The 12,668-nt window shown below is 56.3% G+C and carries 12 protein-coding genes; 6 read left to right on the top strand and 6 right to left on the bottom strand.

Annotated features, from left to right (window positions below):
- Positions 1-51: 51 nt before the first annotated feature.
- Both NBV64_RS10160 and NBV64_RS10165 read right to left on the bottom strand, forming a co-directional pair.
- On the bottom strand, positions 52-666 hold the full coding sequence (locus NBV64_RS10160) for a glutathione S-transferase family protein (RefSeq protein ID WP_060185070.1): 615 nt from the start codon (positions 664-666) through the stop codon (positions 52-54).
- 60 nt (positions 667-726) lie between these two features.
- A complete protein-coding gene (locus NBV64_RS10165) occupies positions 727-2,637 on the bottom strand; it encodes a S9 family peptidase (RefSeq protein WP_009453968.1) in 1,911 nt (636 codons plus the stop codon).
- A 154-nt stretch (positions 2,638-2,791) separates the two neighbouring features.
- Between NBV64_RS10165 and NBV64_RS10170 the strand changes: the two genes are divergently transcribed.
- The 5 genes from NBV64_RS10170 to NBV64_RS10190 all read left to right on the top strand — a co-directional run bounded on the left by NBV64_RS10170 (position 2,792) and on the right by NBV64_RS10190 (position 8,370).
- Entirely contained in the window at positions 2,792-3,763 is a 972-nt protein-coding gene (locus NBV64_RS10170; protein WP_250755685.1) for a D-2-hydroxyacid dehydrogenase, read from the top strand.
- A 3-nt stretch (positions 3,764-3,766) separates the two neighbouring features.
- Positions 3,767-4,555, top strand: coding sequence for an SDR family oxidoreductase (locus NBV64_RS10175; protein ID WP_250755686.1), 789 nt, complete (start codon positions 3,767-3,769; stop codon positions 4,553-4,555).
- A gap of 13 nt (positions 4,556-4,568) precedes the next feature.
- Entirely contained in the window at positions 4,569-5,612 is a 1,044-nt protein-coding gene (locus NBV64_RS10180) for a type I glyceraldehyde-3-phosphate dehydrogenase (RefSeq protein ID WP_250755688.1), read from the top strand.
- A gap of 50 nt (positions 5,613-5,662) precedes the next feature.
- Positions 5,663-7,060, top strand: a complete 1,398-nt coding sequence (gene fumC, locus NBV64_RS10185) for a class II fumarate hydratase (protein WP_026482570.1) — start codon at positions 5,663-5,665, stop codon at positions 7,058-7,060.
- A 128-nt stretch (positions 7,061-7,188) separates the two neighbouring features.
- Complete coding sequence (locus NBV64_RS10190; protein WP_425541732.1) at positions 7,189-8,370, top strand: PQQ-dependent sugar dehydrogenase; 1,182 nt, start codon at positions 7,189-7,191, stop codon at positions 8,368-8,370.
- Between the two features lie 56 nt (positions 8,371-8,426).
- On the opposite strand, the gene NBV64_RS10195 is transcribed toward NBV64_RS10190, so the two are convergent.
- Positions 8,427-8,852: a universal stress protein gene (locus tag NBV64_RS10195; protein WP_009453980.1), complete on the bottom strand. Its 426-nt coding sequence runs from the start codon at positions 8,850-8,852 to the stop codon at positions 8,427-8,429.
- Positions 8,853-9,103: 251 nt separating this feature from the next.
- On the opposite strand from NBV64_RS10195, the gene NBV64_RS10200 reads away from it, so the two are divergent.
- Complete coding sequence (locus tag NBV64_RS10200; protein WP_009453982.1) at positions 9,104-9,442, top strand: c-type cytochrome; 339 nt, start codon at positions 9,104-9,106, stop codon at positions 9,440-9,442.
- A 212-nt stretch (positions 9,443-9,654) separates the two neighbouring features.
- Here NBV64_RS10200 and NBV64_RS10205 read toward each other — a convergent pair whose 3' ends face one another.
- The 3 genes from NBV64_RS10205 to NBV64_RS10215 form a co-directional block, all read right to left on the bottom strand.
- Entirely contained in the window at positions 9,655-10,872 is a 1,218-nt protein-coding gene (locus NBV64_RS10205) for a cyanate transporter (RefSeq protein WP_250755692.1), read from the bottom strand.
- A 54-nt stretch (positions 10,873-10,926) separates the two neighbouring features.
- A complete protein-coding gene (locus tag NBV64_RS10210; RefSeq protein WP_009453986.1) occupies positions 10,927-11,601 on the bottom strand; it encodes an ankyrin repeat domain-containing protein in 675 nt (224 codons plus the stop codon).
- Between the two features lie 105 nt (positions 11,602-11,706).
- Complete coding sequence (locus NBV64_RS10215) at positions 11,707-12,660, bottom strand: LysR family transcriptional regulator (RefSeq protein WP_009453987.1); 954 nt, start codon at positions 12,658-12,660, stop codon at positions 11,707-11,709.
- Between the last annotated feature and the right edge of the window lie 8 nt (positions 12,661-12,668).

A 12,668-nucleotide genomic window follows, 5' to 3' on the forward strand; every position in this document is an offset into this window, starting at 1 on the left:
CAGAACACGACAGCATCCCCTGAAACCTGATATCGCTAGCTGCGAAACGACTTAATCCTTCAACAAGCCTTCGCCGCGCAGTGCCGCCTTCACACCTTCGTTCTGCTCCATGCGAGCAAAGAAGGCGTTCAGGTTCTTCATGCCCGACAGGTCCAGCTTCATCAGAGCAGCCCAGCGTAGTACCACGTACAGGTAAGCATCAGCCACGGACAAGGAGCCCGACAAGGTTTCTTTACCTTCCAGGTGCTTGTCGATCACGCCCAGTTGCTTGGTCAGCAAGGCAGCGGTCTTGGCCTTGACCTCGGCCTGAGTTGCTTCCTGATCCGCGTAGCGATGCGTACCGAACACCACACCCACGTTGCGGTGGATTTCGGCGTTGAGGAAGGCCAGCCAACGGCGGGCTTCAAAGCGTTGTTCGATGGTGCTGCCAATCAAATTGGCTTGCGGGTTCTTCTCGTTCAGGTATTCCAGAATGGCGATGCTTTGTGTCAGAACCAGATCACCATCGACCAGAACAGGCACAGCGCCGTTGGGGTTCAGTTTCAGGAATTCTTCTTGCTGCAGTTCGTCACGGCTGACGCGCTGGGATTCAAACGGCTTGCCTATCCACTCCAATGCAATGCGGGTCACCAAAGGACAAGCACCAGTCATGTAATACAGTTTCATAAGCTCTCTTTCCAAAAGTGCGATAAACAAATGGCGCGAGCTTGTCGCGCCACTCCAAAATCATCGAGGCTGCAGGTGGCGAGCCAGGAAGCGCTCCATACGCTCGTAAAACTCGAACTTGTTCTCGTCGTTATGGAAGCCGTGGCCTTCGTTATCCTTGACCATGTACTCCACATCCACACCACGCGCTTTCAAAGCGGCAACCATCTGGTCACTTTCTGCCTTGTTCACCCGTGGGTCGTGTGCGCCCTGGGCGATAAATAAGGGAGTGCGGATCTTGTCGGCATGTAAAACGGGGGAGTTGGCTTCCAGCAGCTCTTTATCCTTTTCCGGATCACCTACCATGGCGTGCATTTTCACCAGCAAAGGCTTCCAGTACGGCGGGATGGTATTCATGAAGGTCAGCAAGTTGGACACGCCCACATAGTCCACCGCTGCAGCGTACAAGTCCGGGGTTTTGACGATACCGGCCAAGGTCGCGTATCCACCGTAACTGGCGCCGTAAATGGCAATGCGCTTGGGGTCAGCAATCTTTTGATCGATCAGCCACTGAACGCCATCGGTAATGTCGTCCTGCATGCTCAGGCCCCATTGCTTGAAACCCGCTTCCCAGAACTTGCGTCCATAACCGGTCGAACTGCGGAAGTTGATTTGCAAGACGGCGTAGCCACGGTTGGCCAGGAACTGCACCTCGGGGTTAAAGCCCCAGTAATCGCGCGCCCACGGGCCGCCGTGCGGGTTGATGACCACCGGCAGATTACGGCTGGGGACACCCAAAGGCAGGCTCAGGTAGCCGTGAATCTTCATGCCGTCACGTGCCGTAAATTCGATAGGGTGCATGACCGCCATATCGCTTTCCGGCAAGGCACTGTTGATTACAGCCAGTTTGTGCAAGCTATTGCTGTCCACATCGTAAAGGTAGCGTGAGCCTGGATTGCGATCGCTGTAGCTGGCCACAATCATTTTCTTTTCATCGCGTGTGATGGACTGAATGCTGATCTCGTAGCCCGGCAATTGGCGGGCGATGGCAGCGTGGATTTTCTCGCTGTGCTCGTCAAAGAAATGCTGACCGGGTTTGTCGGTGTAATAATCCACCGAAGTCAACACCTGACGCAGGCGAGAATAGCCAGCTCCCATCAGATCGTGATCGGGTAATTCGTAGATTTTTTCTTCTTCATCCGGCTTGGCAGGGTCAATCAAGACCAAGGCCAAGGTGTCGCGACCACGGTTGCTCAAGGCGTAGAAGCGCTGATTGTCGGCATGAAAAAAGAGAGGGCTGACTTCCGTGCGGAAGTCCGTTTGCAAAATGCTGCGGAACGGCTCGGAATCGCTGTCGCGATAACGCAGTTCGGAATCCACGCCCGATATCGAAATCGCCATGCGCACCCGACCTTGATGATCTGTACTCCAGCCCAGTACATCACCGGGGTTCTCGGCCGCCAATGTGCTTTCACCGGTCAGGACATTGACCTTGTAGACGTCGAATACTTCCGGATTACGGCCGTTGTGCGACACCAGAATATGCTCCGGGTCGTCCGGCAAATCGTCCTGCACCCCGGCACGTACGCCTTCCAGCGGCGTCAGGTCCGTGACTTTGCCAGTCAGCACGTTCACCGCCAGAACGTGATAGTTCTCATCGCCATTGACGTCCTTGGCATAAATAACGGTTTCATCGCCTTTCCAGAAGTACTCGGCAATATCGCGCTGATGTTCGGCGGTGACGCGGCGAGCCTCGCCCACAGGCTCACTGCCTTTTAACTCTTGCACAAAGATATTCTGACGGGCGGGGTGACCGTCGATCTTGACGGGCTCCATAAAGCCGATCATGCGCCCCTGATCCGAAATCCGGAAACCGCTACGCTTGGGATTCTGAAAGAAGTCCCGAATGTCGTACAGTGGGGGAGTGGTGCTCGCGACGTTATCCGGTATCAGGGCGTGGGCGCCCAAAGAGAGCAAGAGGGACAAGAGCATAAGCAATAACCTATAAAACAGGGTTATGAGGGTGAGACCAGGGACAAGCCTGTATCAATCCCATTACTATATCGGATGATGGTCCCAAGCAAAGGCAAGAACCCTCTGAAAATAGGGCCAGAATGCCAGGGGCAGCTCAAGGACAAGGACAGGCATGACTTCTTTGACTCGTATCGTTTTTCTGGATAGGGAAACACTGTCAGACAGCGTAGAGCTGCCGCAGGTTCCCTTTAAGCATGAACTGCAAGTTTACGGACGTACCGCTCCCGATCAAGTGGCCGAACGTATTGCCGATGCCGACATTGTCATCAGCAATAAAGTGGCACTCCGCCGCGAGCATTTGCAGGCCGCGCCCAACTTGAAAATGATCGCATTGGCCGCCACAGGTAGCGACAATATTGATCTGGATGCCGCCCGTGAACGCGGCATTGTGGTCAGCAATATCCGCGACTACGCCGTGCGTAGTGTTCCGGAGCATGTTTTTGCCCTGATCTTTGCCCTACGCCGCAATATCTGCGCCTACCGCCAATCCGTCAAGGAAGGCCGCTGGCAAGATGCCCAGCAGTTCTGTTATTTCGACTATCCCATCCGTGATCTGGCAGGCTCCACCTTAGGGCTGATTGGCTCTGGTTCTCTGGGGCAGGCCGTCGCCACCATGGGTCGAGCCCTGGGCATGAAAGTCATCTTTGCTCAACGCCGTGGCCAGACCATCGTCAGCAATGCGGATGACCGCTTGCCCTTTGAGCAAGTGCTGGAGCAAGCCGACGTCCTCTCCCTGCATTGCCCCCTGACTGCTGAAACACAAAACATGCTGGGCATGGCCGAGTTCGAGCGTATGGCCCCACGCCGCCCCTTGCTGATCAATACCGCCCGTGGCGGGCTGATCGACAATCAGGCACTGGAGCACGCCTTGCGACAGGGCTGGCTGGGTGGTGCAGGCATTGATGTTTGCACGCCCGAGCCACCACCCGCTGACCATATCCTGATGCGCTTGTTAGACTTACCCAATTACATTTTGACGCCGCATATAGGCTGGGCCAGTCAGGAGGCCATGCAGGCCCTGGCAAACCAGTTGATCGAAAACATTGTTGCTTTCCACCGCGGCCAAGCACGCCATACGCTGTAAATAATGACTGATTTAAGCTCCTACCAAGCCAATTTCTCCCTCGCTGGTCGCTGTGCTCTGGTGACCGGCTCGTCCGCCGGTCTGGGCCTGGAAATCGCCCGTGCCTACGCCGCCCATGGCGCCCATGTGATTTTGCATGGTCGTAAGGCCAGTAAACTCCTGCCTCTTGCCAACGAGCTTGCAACTGGCGGTGCCCAGGTTGATACTTGGGAACATGATCTGGCCGATCTGGACTCCTTGCCAGACTCCTATCAAGCCCTGTGCCAGCGCGTCGGCACTCCCGATATTCTGGTGAACAATGTGGGCGTGCGACTACGCAGCCGCTTGCAGGATGCCGATTGGGACGATGTGGAACATTTGCTGAATGTAGACCTGCTGGCCACGCTGAAACTGTCCAAGTACGCGGCCCAAGCCATGCTCAAGGCTCAGACCCGGCACGGCCGTATTGTGACCTTGACCTCCATTGCAGGCCCGCTGGCTCGCCCAGGCGACGCTATTTACCCGGTTGCCAAGCAGGGTCTGGCCGGCATGGTACGAGCACTGGCCGTAGAATTTGGCGGGCAGGGCATTACCAGCAATGGCATCGCCCCCGGCACCTTTGCCACGGAAACCAATGCCGCCCTGGCTCAAGACCCCGTCAAAGGTCCTTTAGTGGTTGGTCGCAACCCCTTGGGACGCTGGGCCAAGCCGGACGAAATCCGCGCTGCCGCTGTGTTTCTGGCCTCTCCGGCTGCTTCCTATGTCAATGGCCATATCGTGGTTGTAGACGGCGGTTTCTCCATTACTTTCTGATTGTTCCCTGACCATGCCGCTACCTCGTCCCATCCGCATCGCGATCAATGGCTATGGCCGCATAGGCCGTTGCCTGCTGCGCGCCATTTACGAATCCCCACGACGCCAGGAATTTGATGTCGTGGTCATTAACGAGCCCGCCACCATAGCCACCATGGCGTATCTGACGCGCTTTGATTCGACCCATGGCGTATTTCCGGCCCAGGTAGAGCACAACGAACACGAGCTGATTGTGGGGGATAAGGCCATCCGGGTGCTGCATGAAACCGACCCCAAATCCATAGACTGGGCGGCGCTGGATCTGGACATGCTGATCGAATGCAGTGGCGCCTTTGGCAGTCGAGCCCAGCTGCAGCAATTTCTGGACGCCGGTTGCCCGCGTGTGCTGCTATCCAATCCCGGCAATAGTGCCCAGGACGTGGATTTCACCGCTGTGCTGGGTATTAACCATGAACAGTTGCAAGGCGACGAGCGGATTGTCTCCAACGCCTCCTGCACCACCAATGCCATCATCCCGGTTCTGGCTGAACTGGATAAGACCTTCGGCATACGCCACGCCTTTTTAAGCACGCTGCACTCAGTCATGAACGATCAACCCATGATCGACGGCTACCATAGCAGCGATCTGGCCCGCACCCGTTCCGCCTTGCAATCCATGATTCCAGTCTCTACCGGGCTGGCAACTGGCGTAGAGCGGCTGTTACCGCAGCTAAAAGGCAAAGTTCAGGCCAAATCCATACGCGTCCCTATCTTGAACGTGTCGGCCATTGATCTGATGGTCAACCTGGAACGCGACACCAGCCGGGATGAAATCAACCAGTTGTTCCAGAAAGCGGCGCAGCAATGGCCTGGTATTCTGGACTACTCCGATCAGGCCCACGCCTCGATCGACTTCAATCACAATCCACACTCTGCAGTCGTGGACGGCTCGCAAACCCGAACCAATGGGGACGGGCTGGTCAATATGCTGGTCTGGTTTGACAACGAATGGGGGTTTTCCAACCGCATGCTTGATATTGCCTGTGTGTGGGCTGCGCGCTTCTTGCGCCAGCCGTGAACACCCCATTTTCAAACTGAACTGTCTTCCGAATTCTTACAGGAGCCATGATGAGTACGACACGTATTGAACAGGATTCCATGGGAACCATTGAGGTTCCCGCCGACCACTATTGGGGCGCGCAGACACAGCGCTCGATCCAGAACTTCCCAATTGGCCGTGACCGCTTCCAGTGGGGCCGCAGCATGATCGAGTCGCTGGGCATCCTGAAAAAATCCACAGCCTTGGCCAACCAGGAACTGGGCGAATTGCCCGACGAACTGGCCCAGCTGATTGTAAAAGCGGCTGATGAAGTAATTGCGGGCCAGTGGGATACCGAGTTCCCCTTGGTTGTGTTCCAGACCGGTTCTGGTACACAAAGCAATATGAACGTGAACGAGGTGATCTCCAACCGCGCCATTGAGCTGGCTGGTGGCGAGAAGGGCAGCAAAAAGCCCGTCCACCCGAATGACCACGTGAACCGCGGCCAATCCTCCAACGATACTTTCCCCACCGCCATGTACATCGCTGTGGGTCTGGAATGTCAGCGCCGCCTGCGCAAAGACGTAGGTCAGTTGCGCGACACTCTGGCCGCCAAAGCCAAACAATTCAACAGCATTGTGAAAACCGGCCGTACCCACTTGCAAGATGCCACGCCCATCACGCTGGGCCAGGAAATTGGTGCCTGGGTGGCGCAGATTGATTTCGGCCTGCAAACCGTGGACAAGGCTCTGGACGGTATCTACCAACTGGCGATTGGCGGTACCGCCGTGGGTACGGGTCTGAACGCCCACCCTCAGTTTGGCGAACGCACAGCAGCCCATATTGCCAAGATCACAGGCCTGCCATTCCAGGCGGCTGAAAACAAGTTCTTTGCGCTGTCGGCTCACGACGCGCTGGTGAATCTGTCCGCCTCCCTGCGTACCCTGGCCGGTGCCTTGATGAAGATGGCTAACGACGTGCGCTGGCTGGCCAGCGGCCCTCGCTGCGGGATTGGCGAGCTGCAAATTCCCGAGAACGAGCCCGGTTCCTCCATCATGCCCGGCAAGGTCAACCCCACTCAGTGCGAAGCGCTGACCATGGTGGCCGTGCAGGTGTACGGTAACGACGCGGCGGTGGGCTTTGCCGGCAGCCAGGGCAATTTCCAGTTGAACGTCTACAAACCTGTGATGGTGCACAATGTGCTGGAAAGCATTGCCCTGATCAGCGACGCATGCCTGGCTTTTGACGAGCATTGCGCTCAAGGTCTGGAGCCTGTCATGGAAAAGATCCAGCACAATCTGGACCAGAACCTGATGCTGGTCACCGCCCTGAACCGTCACATCGGCTACGACAAGGCCGCCTACATCGCCAAGACAGCCCACAAGGAAGGCCTGACCCTGCGTGAGTCCGCCCTGAAATCCGGCTATCTGACTAACGAGCAGTACGATCAGTGGATTGTGCCACTGGATATGACCCACCCAGGCTAAATTCAGCCTCGCTTGTGCTTGAGCGTATTCGCCCCTTCAACGGGGCGACTACGTAAACAGCGTAGCCATTTGTCCCTATGAAAGAGTAGGGGAGTGTTCCATCCCACCTATCTGCCTTTCACTGCCTTATGCGTATAAAGAAAACCTTCAGTTTGTCCTCTGCATTTGCAGCCACCGTGCTGGGTCTGGCCGTAGCCACGGCCACAGTATCGGCCCAGGCACAATCTGAACCTGTTCCTGCCATCAGCGGACCGGCTGTCTCGGTTGAGACCCTGGTCAGTGGGCTGGAACACCCTTGGGCCATGGCTTTTTTGCCAAATAATGCCGGCATTCTGATTACCGAGCGCCCAGGCCGCCTGCGTGTTTGGACTCAGGAAAACGGCTTGTCCGAACCGATTGCCGGTGTACCTAAAGTCCATGCGCAGTCCCAGGGGGGCTTGCTGGATGTCGCTCTGGCCCCGGATTTTTTCCGTAGCCGTCGTATTTATCTGGCTTATGCCGAGCGCCGCGACAAACAGAACTCGGCCACCACCGTCGGTTATGGCGTGCTGTCGTCGGACTTGAAACGCATCGACGCCTTCCGCCCGATTTTCCGTCAGGAACCGGCCTTGTCCACCGGACAGCACTATGGTGTGCGTATGGCTTTTGATCCCGGGGGACGAGACCTGTATATCGCCCTGGGCGAGAACAATCAGCCAGCCACCGCTCAGCAACTGGATCACCTGCAAGGTAAAGTCGTGCGTATCCGCCCGGATGGCATTGTGCCGCGCGACAATCCTTTCCGCAGTCAACGTGGTGCCAGAGCAGAAATCTGGAGCTATGGCCACCGCAACCCGCAAGGCATGGCCTGGAACCCTTGGACAAACGAGTTGTGGGTGGCTGAACATGGCCCGCAAGGCGGCGATGAACTGAACCGGATTCAAGCCGGCGCCAACTATGGCTGGCCCTTGCGTACCGAAGGGCAAGGCTATGACGGCAAACCCATTCCCAACGCCAGCCCCACACCGCTTGAGGGGCTGACCGAGCCTTTCCACTACTGGTCAGTCTCGCCCGCCATCAGCGGCATGGCTTTCTATAACAACGAACGCGTCCCGGACTGGCAGCACAGCCTGTTTGTAGGTGCCTTGAAAGAACAAGCTTTGATTCGTCTGGAATTTGATGAAGAGGACGGCCACATCGTCGGTGAAGAGCGCTTGCTGCAAGACTTGAAGCAGCGTATCCGGGATGTGCGTGTCGGGCCGGATGGCGATGTCTATGTGCTGACCGACGAAAGCGACGGCCAGCTACTGCGCATTCAGCCCAAGCCTTGAGCCCTTAAAAAAGGCCGTCACAAGGACGGCCTGTACAGACTGAGCAGTCAGCTCAATTACTTGATCAAGGTTACTGGCACATTCACCAGGCTCAGCACCTTGGTCGTGACCGAACCCAGAACCAGGCCGGGCAGGGCGCTCAAGCCGCGCGTACCCATCACAATGTGATCGATCTGGTTCTTCTCTACATATTCTTTAATCGTTTGGGCGGCATTACCGGCAATAATGCTTTCCTTGATTTTCAGGGGAGAACCGGCGAGTACGGAACGAGCGGGCAGGAGCGCATTGCTGCCTTCGTCCTGGTAGTAAGCCTGCAGCACATCTTCCGAGAAAAAGCGTTTGACGTTACCCGACACGATCGGAGTAGGAACAGCCAGCACGTGCAAAGTGGCTTCTGGTTTGCCCGTTAGGATGTCCACGGCGGTTTTCAAAGCACGAGTGGAAGCATCAGACCCATCGACAGGAACGAGAACATTAAGCATGAAGACCTCTTGTAGTGTGTGAACTGTTTAAGTATGAAGCAATAACTTCTACTAGGACATTACAGAATAAGCGCGCAGACCAGCTTGATCAGTATCAAGACCCACCGCTATTTGCTAAAGACTGTTCTATCATAACCGTATGATCTCGGTATGGATGCCACATCACCCCGTTTATGTGTGGAAAAAAAACAAGCGCCACATCCTGTCGTCCCACCATTCCTTGAGCCCGTTTTTCTTAGGAGATATCCCTCATGAGCTTGAAGCAGCTACTGGTCTGTACGGCCTTGTTCAGTGCCGGTTTCAGCGCCCAGGCGGCCGAGGCCAGCTTTGACTCGGTCAAGGATGTGCTGACCAGAAATGCTTGTTTGTCCTGTCATACCGTAGACAGAAAAGTGGTCGGCCCCGCCTATAAAGACATAGCCAACATGCGCAAGGACGATCCAGCCAACGCTGAAATCATCGCCCAACATATCCGTCAAGGCAGCAAGGGCGTCTATGGACCGCTGCCCATGCCTGCGAATGCAGCCATTTCTGATGCCGACATCAAGGCGGTGGTGGCTTGGATCATGGCGGGTGCGCCAAAAGAGTAAGCAGGGTGTTTACACGGTGGGAAACGGTCATCCAGGGATGGCCGTTTTTATTGGCTGAACAGGATTGCGGTTGTCCACGCAATCCTGCGATCATCGTTTTGATGGAAAAAGACAAGCGCAGCAGCTGCGGTCAATGGCCAGACTTCAAAATCTCAAAACAATAAAAAACTGGGTGCATCCATAACCAGGCTTTTCGCCATTATCGGATTGACTTAAAGGCTGTCGTCCCCACTCATCTTTTGGGCGTATCGCGCAGGCTGAAAGCTCCAGGCCATGATGGCCACCAATACCGCCATTGCCGCATGCAACATCCAGCCTGCCTGAAAGCCTTTACTCATTTCACGCAACTGCACGCTGATCATGGGAAAGAGGGCGGCAATCGGAAAGCCACCGCCTTGCATCAAGGCACTCAAGGTCCCGGCACGGGCTGCATCCGGAAAGTGATCCAGAGCCACTAACAGCAGCAAGGAAAAGCAGCCGCCCAAGCCGATGCCGATAATAATCGCCCACAGATAGGGGGCCATATCGGGAATATAGGCAAAGGCCAGGAAGCCCACGAACTGACACGCCAGCGCCAGCCATACCCACATGCGGCGATCTTTATTCTTGGCCGCCAAGGTAGGCAAGCCAAAGGCGGCAATGGCTTGTGCCACCGACAGGACCGCCACCAGGCTACCGCTGGCTTCAGCCGTCCAGCCCCGGTCTTGATAGAACGTCGCCAGCCAGGTCACCAAAGAGGCATAGCCGCCATTGATCAGGCCAAAACACACAATCAAGGTCCAGGTGCGAGGGCGAGCCAGCAAGGACAAGGACGGGGGAGACAAATTCGCGCCCGGAGCTTCACGCGGCACCACTTTCCAGGCAATCCACAAGGCCACGCTGATCGGCAAGGCCCAGAAAGCCAGCGCGATACGCCAGCTGTCCGTCAAGGAGCTGACCCACGGCGTAATCTGCGCACCCAAAGCACCCCCACCCATCAAGGTCGCGGAGTACACCCCGGTGACCTGAGCGATATGGCGCGGAAACTGTTCCTTGATCAAACCGGGCATCCCCGCTTGCAGCAAGGACACGCCCAAACCACAGATCAGCGCTGTTGCAATCAGGCTGGCCCCATTAGGCACAAACCAGCGCAGCACACAGCCCAGGCACAGCAAGAGCAAGGATGTAATCAAGACATGGCGCAGTGCCAGGACGCGCCGCAAGGAGGGCATGCAGAAAGCGCCCAGTCCCATCACCATCATGGGCAGCAAAGTCAGCCAGGCCAGGCTGCTCAAGGGCATATTCAACCCTTGGGCCACCTGTCGTGCCAAGGTGCCGCTGGAGGTCAGAAAAGGGCGCAGGTTCAAGCCGACCAGAATGACGAAAGCCAGCCACAAAGCTGGGCTGGCTTGAACACCCGTCGACGACGGGGCAGTCTGAGTAGAAGACATAAAATCGTTATTGTTGTGATTGGAAGAAAAATGCAGCCGCCGAGTCGGCGACGTTTAAGGATTCGCGCCAGCCTGTTCCAGAATCTCGGCCATCTCTGTCTGGCTGCGCTGGCGAGCCAGGCTCAAGGGACGCACTCCCTGACGATCCGGCAGGTTCACATCCGCTCCGGCCTTGATCAGCAAACGCAGCACTTCCTGGTGGTCCGGCCCGCCATCAGAGAGCACAATCGCCTCATGCAAGGCAGTCCAGCCCAAGTAATTCACATGGTTAGGGTCGACCCCCGCCGCCAGTAAAAGGCGCACAACATCGACATAACCGTGCTCAGCCGCTGGAATCAGCGCCGTACCACCATAACGGTTCACGCTACGCAGATCGGCTCCGTTCTCCAGAGTCATGCGCAGGATTTCCAGACGACCTTGTGCACCCGCGACCAAGTAAGGGCTGTCGTGAATGGAGTCGGCCTGATTTACATCCGCACCGGCACGTATCAACTGCCGGGCAATATCAATATGGTTTAACCAGGTTGCACGTAACAAGGGGCTTTGCCCTTGATCGTCGCTGACACTGACGCTGGCGCGAGCCCGCTTTTCTGAAAGAATCTCGCGCACTTTGGCGCTATCGCCTTGCTCTACCGCTTCCAGCAATACTGTTTGTGACCACACGCTGCCACTCCCCAAGGCCAAACTCATCACCATTCCAGCCAGCAAGCTTTGCAGTGCTGCTTTCATGCGCTTCCCCCCCCGTCATGGCATTGGCTCCACAGGACCAAACGTTTATAAATAGCATAGATAGGCTTTGGGCAACACCGATTCATAAGCATACTGCTTATTTTCTTACGGATAAGCTTGACCGGCTGCGGCCACATCCAGTTCGGGCTGAGACATCAATCTATCCAGCTCGCTACGCAGATAATTAAGGAACACGCGCGTCTTTTGCGGCATCAGACGCGAGGGGAGCAAAGCCAGAATAGGAAAGGGGGCAAACTCCCAATCCGGCAAGACACGCTCCAGGTGTGCGCAATCCGGATCCAATTTTCGTTCCAGCAAGGAAGAGAAGGTAATACCCAAGTCATGCACGGCCAGTTTGCGCATCATGATGGCGTTATTGACGGTAATGGAACCCTCCACAATCGCGTCATAGCGCTCCTGATTCGGACCACGCAAGGACCAGACTCGATCCGAGCTGGCGGGGCGGGCACAAATACAAGTATGACCTGCCAGTTCAGAAGGATGCTTGGGTCGCCCTTTGCGGTCCAGATAGTTGCGGGTGGCATACAGCCCCAGGCGAATCTGTCCTAACATGGTGGCCACTGCGCTGGAGTCAGGCTGGGCACCCACACGGATGACGCAATCGTAGTTGTCGGCCTGCAAATCAATAGGCCGTATGGTCAGGTCAAACTCCAGCTCAATATCCGGGTACTGTTGATTAAAGCCCCGGATAATGGCGGGCATCAGCACAATGCTGAAACTGGCAGGCATGGAAACCCGCAAACGTCCTTTGGGGGTCTGAGCCACATCCAGCAATTGCTCATGAGCCAGACGAGCCTGTTCGACGACAGCCAGGCAACGCTCAAAATACACTTGTCCCGCGTCGGTCACATCTACATTGCGCGTGCTGCGTTTGAGCAAGGCCACACCCACTTCTTTTTCCAGTTCACGGATACGGCGTGACACGGTGGAAACCGGCATTCCCAGGGCTTGGGCAGCACGGCTAAAGTGGCGGGCACGAGCCACTTCCACGAAGATCGCGATGTCGTTGAGCAGGGGACCGGCAATAATGGTACTCATTTGAATTG

Source organism: Alcaligenes sp. DN25 (genome assembly GCF_023674485.1).
In the GTDB taxonomy this organism is placed as follows: Bacteria; Pseudomonadota; Gammaproteobacteria; order Burkholderiales; family Burkholderiaceae_B; genus Alcaligenes; species Alcaligenes phenolicus.

Bases quoted from the DNA above. Each gene is read 5' to 3' on its own strand.
- NBV64_RS10160 (WP_060185070.1), bottom strand. From the start codon at position 666: ATGAAACTGTATTACATGACTGGTGCTTGTCCTTTGGTGACCCGCATT.
- NBV64_RS10165 (WP_009453968.1), bottom strand. From the start codon at position 2,637: ATGCTCTTGTCCCTCTTGCTCTCTTTGGGCGCCCACGCCCTGATACCG.
- NBV64_RS10170 (WP_250755685.1), top strand. From the start codon at position 2,792: ATGACTTCTTTGACTCGTATCGTTTTTCTGGATAGGGAAACACTGTCA.
- NBV64_RS10175 (WP_250755686.1), top strand. From the start codon at position 3,767: ATGACTGATTTAAGCTCCTACCAAGCCAATTTCTCCCTCGCTGGTCGC.
- NBV64_RS10180 (WP_250755688.1), top strand. From the start codon at position 4,569: ATGCCGCTACCTCGTCCCATCCGCATCGCGATCAATGGCTATGGCCGC.
- fumC (WP_026482570.1), top strand. From the start codon at position 5,663: ATGAGTACGACACGTATTGAACAGGATTCCATGGGAACCATTGAGGTT.
- NBV64_RS10190 (WP_425541732.1), top strand. From the start codon at position 7,189: ATGCGTATAAAGAAAACCTTCAGTTTGTCCTCTGCATTTGCAGCCACC.
- NBV64_RS10195 (WP_009453980.1), bottom strand. From the start codon at position 8,852: ATGCTTAATGTTCTCGTTCCTGTCGATGGGTCTGATGCTTCCACTCGT.
- NBV64_RS10200 (WP_009453982.1), top strand. From the start codon at position 9,104: ATGAGCTTGAAGCAGCTACTGGTCTGTACGGCCTTGTTCAGTGCCGGT.
- NBV64_RS10205 (WP_250755692.1), bottom strand. From the start codon at position 10,872: ATGTCTTCTACTCAGACTGCCCCGTCGTCGACGGGTGTTCAAGCCAGC.
- NBV64_RS10210 (WP_009453986.1), bottom strand. From the start codon at position 11,601: ATGAAAGCAGCACTGCAAAGCTTGCTGGCTGGAATGGTGATGAGTTTG.
- NBV64_RS10215 (WP_009453987.1), bottom strand. From the start codon at position 12,660: ATGAGTACCATTATTGCCGGTCCCCTGCTCAACGACATCGCGATCTTC.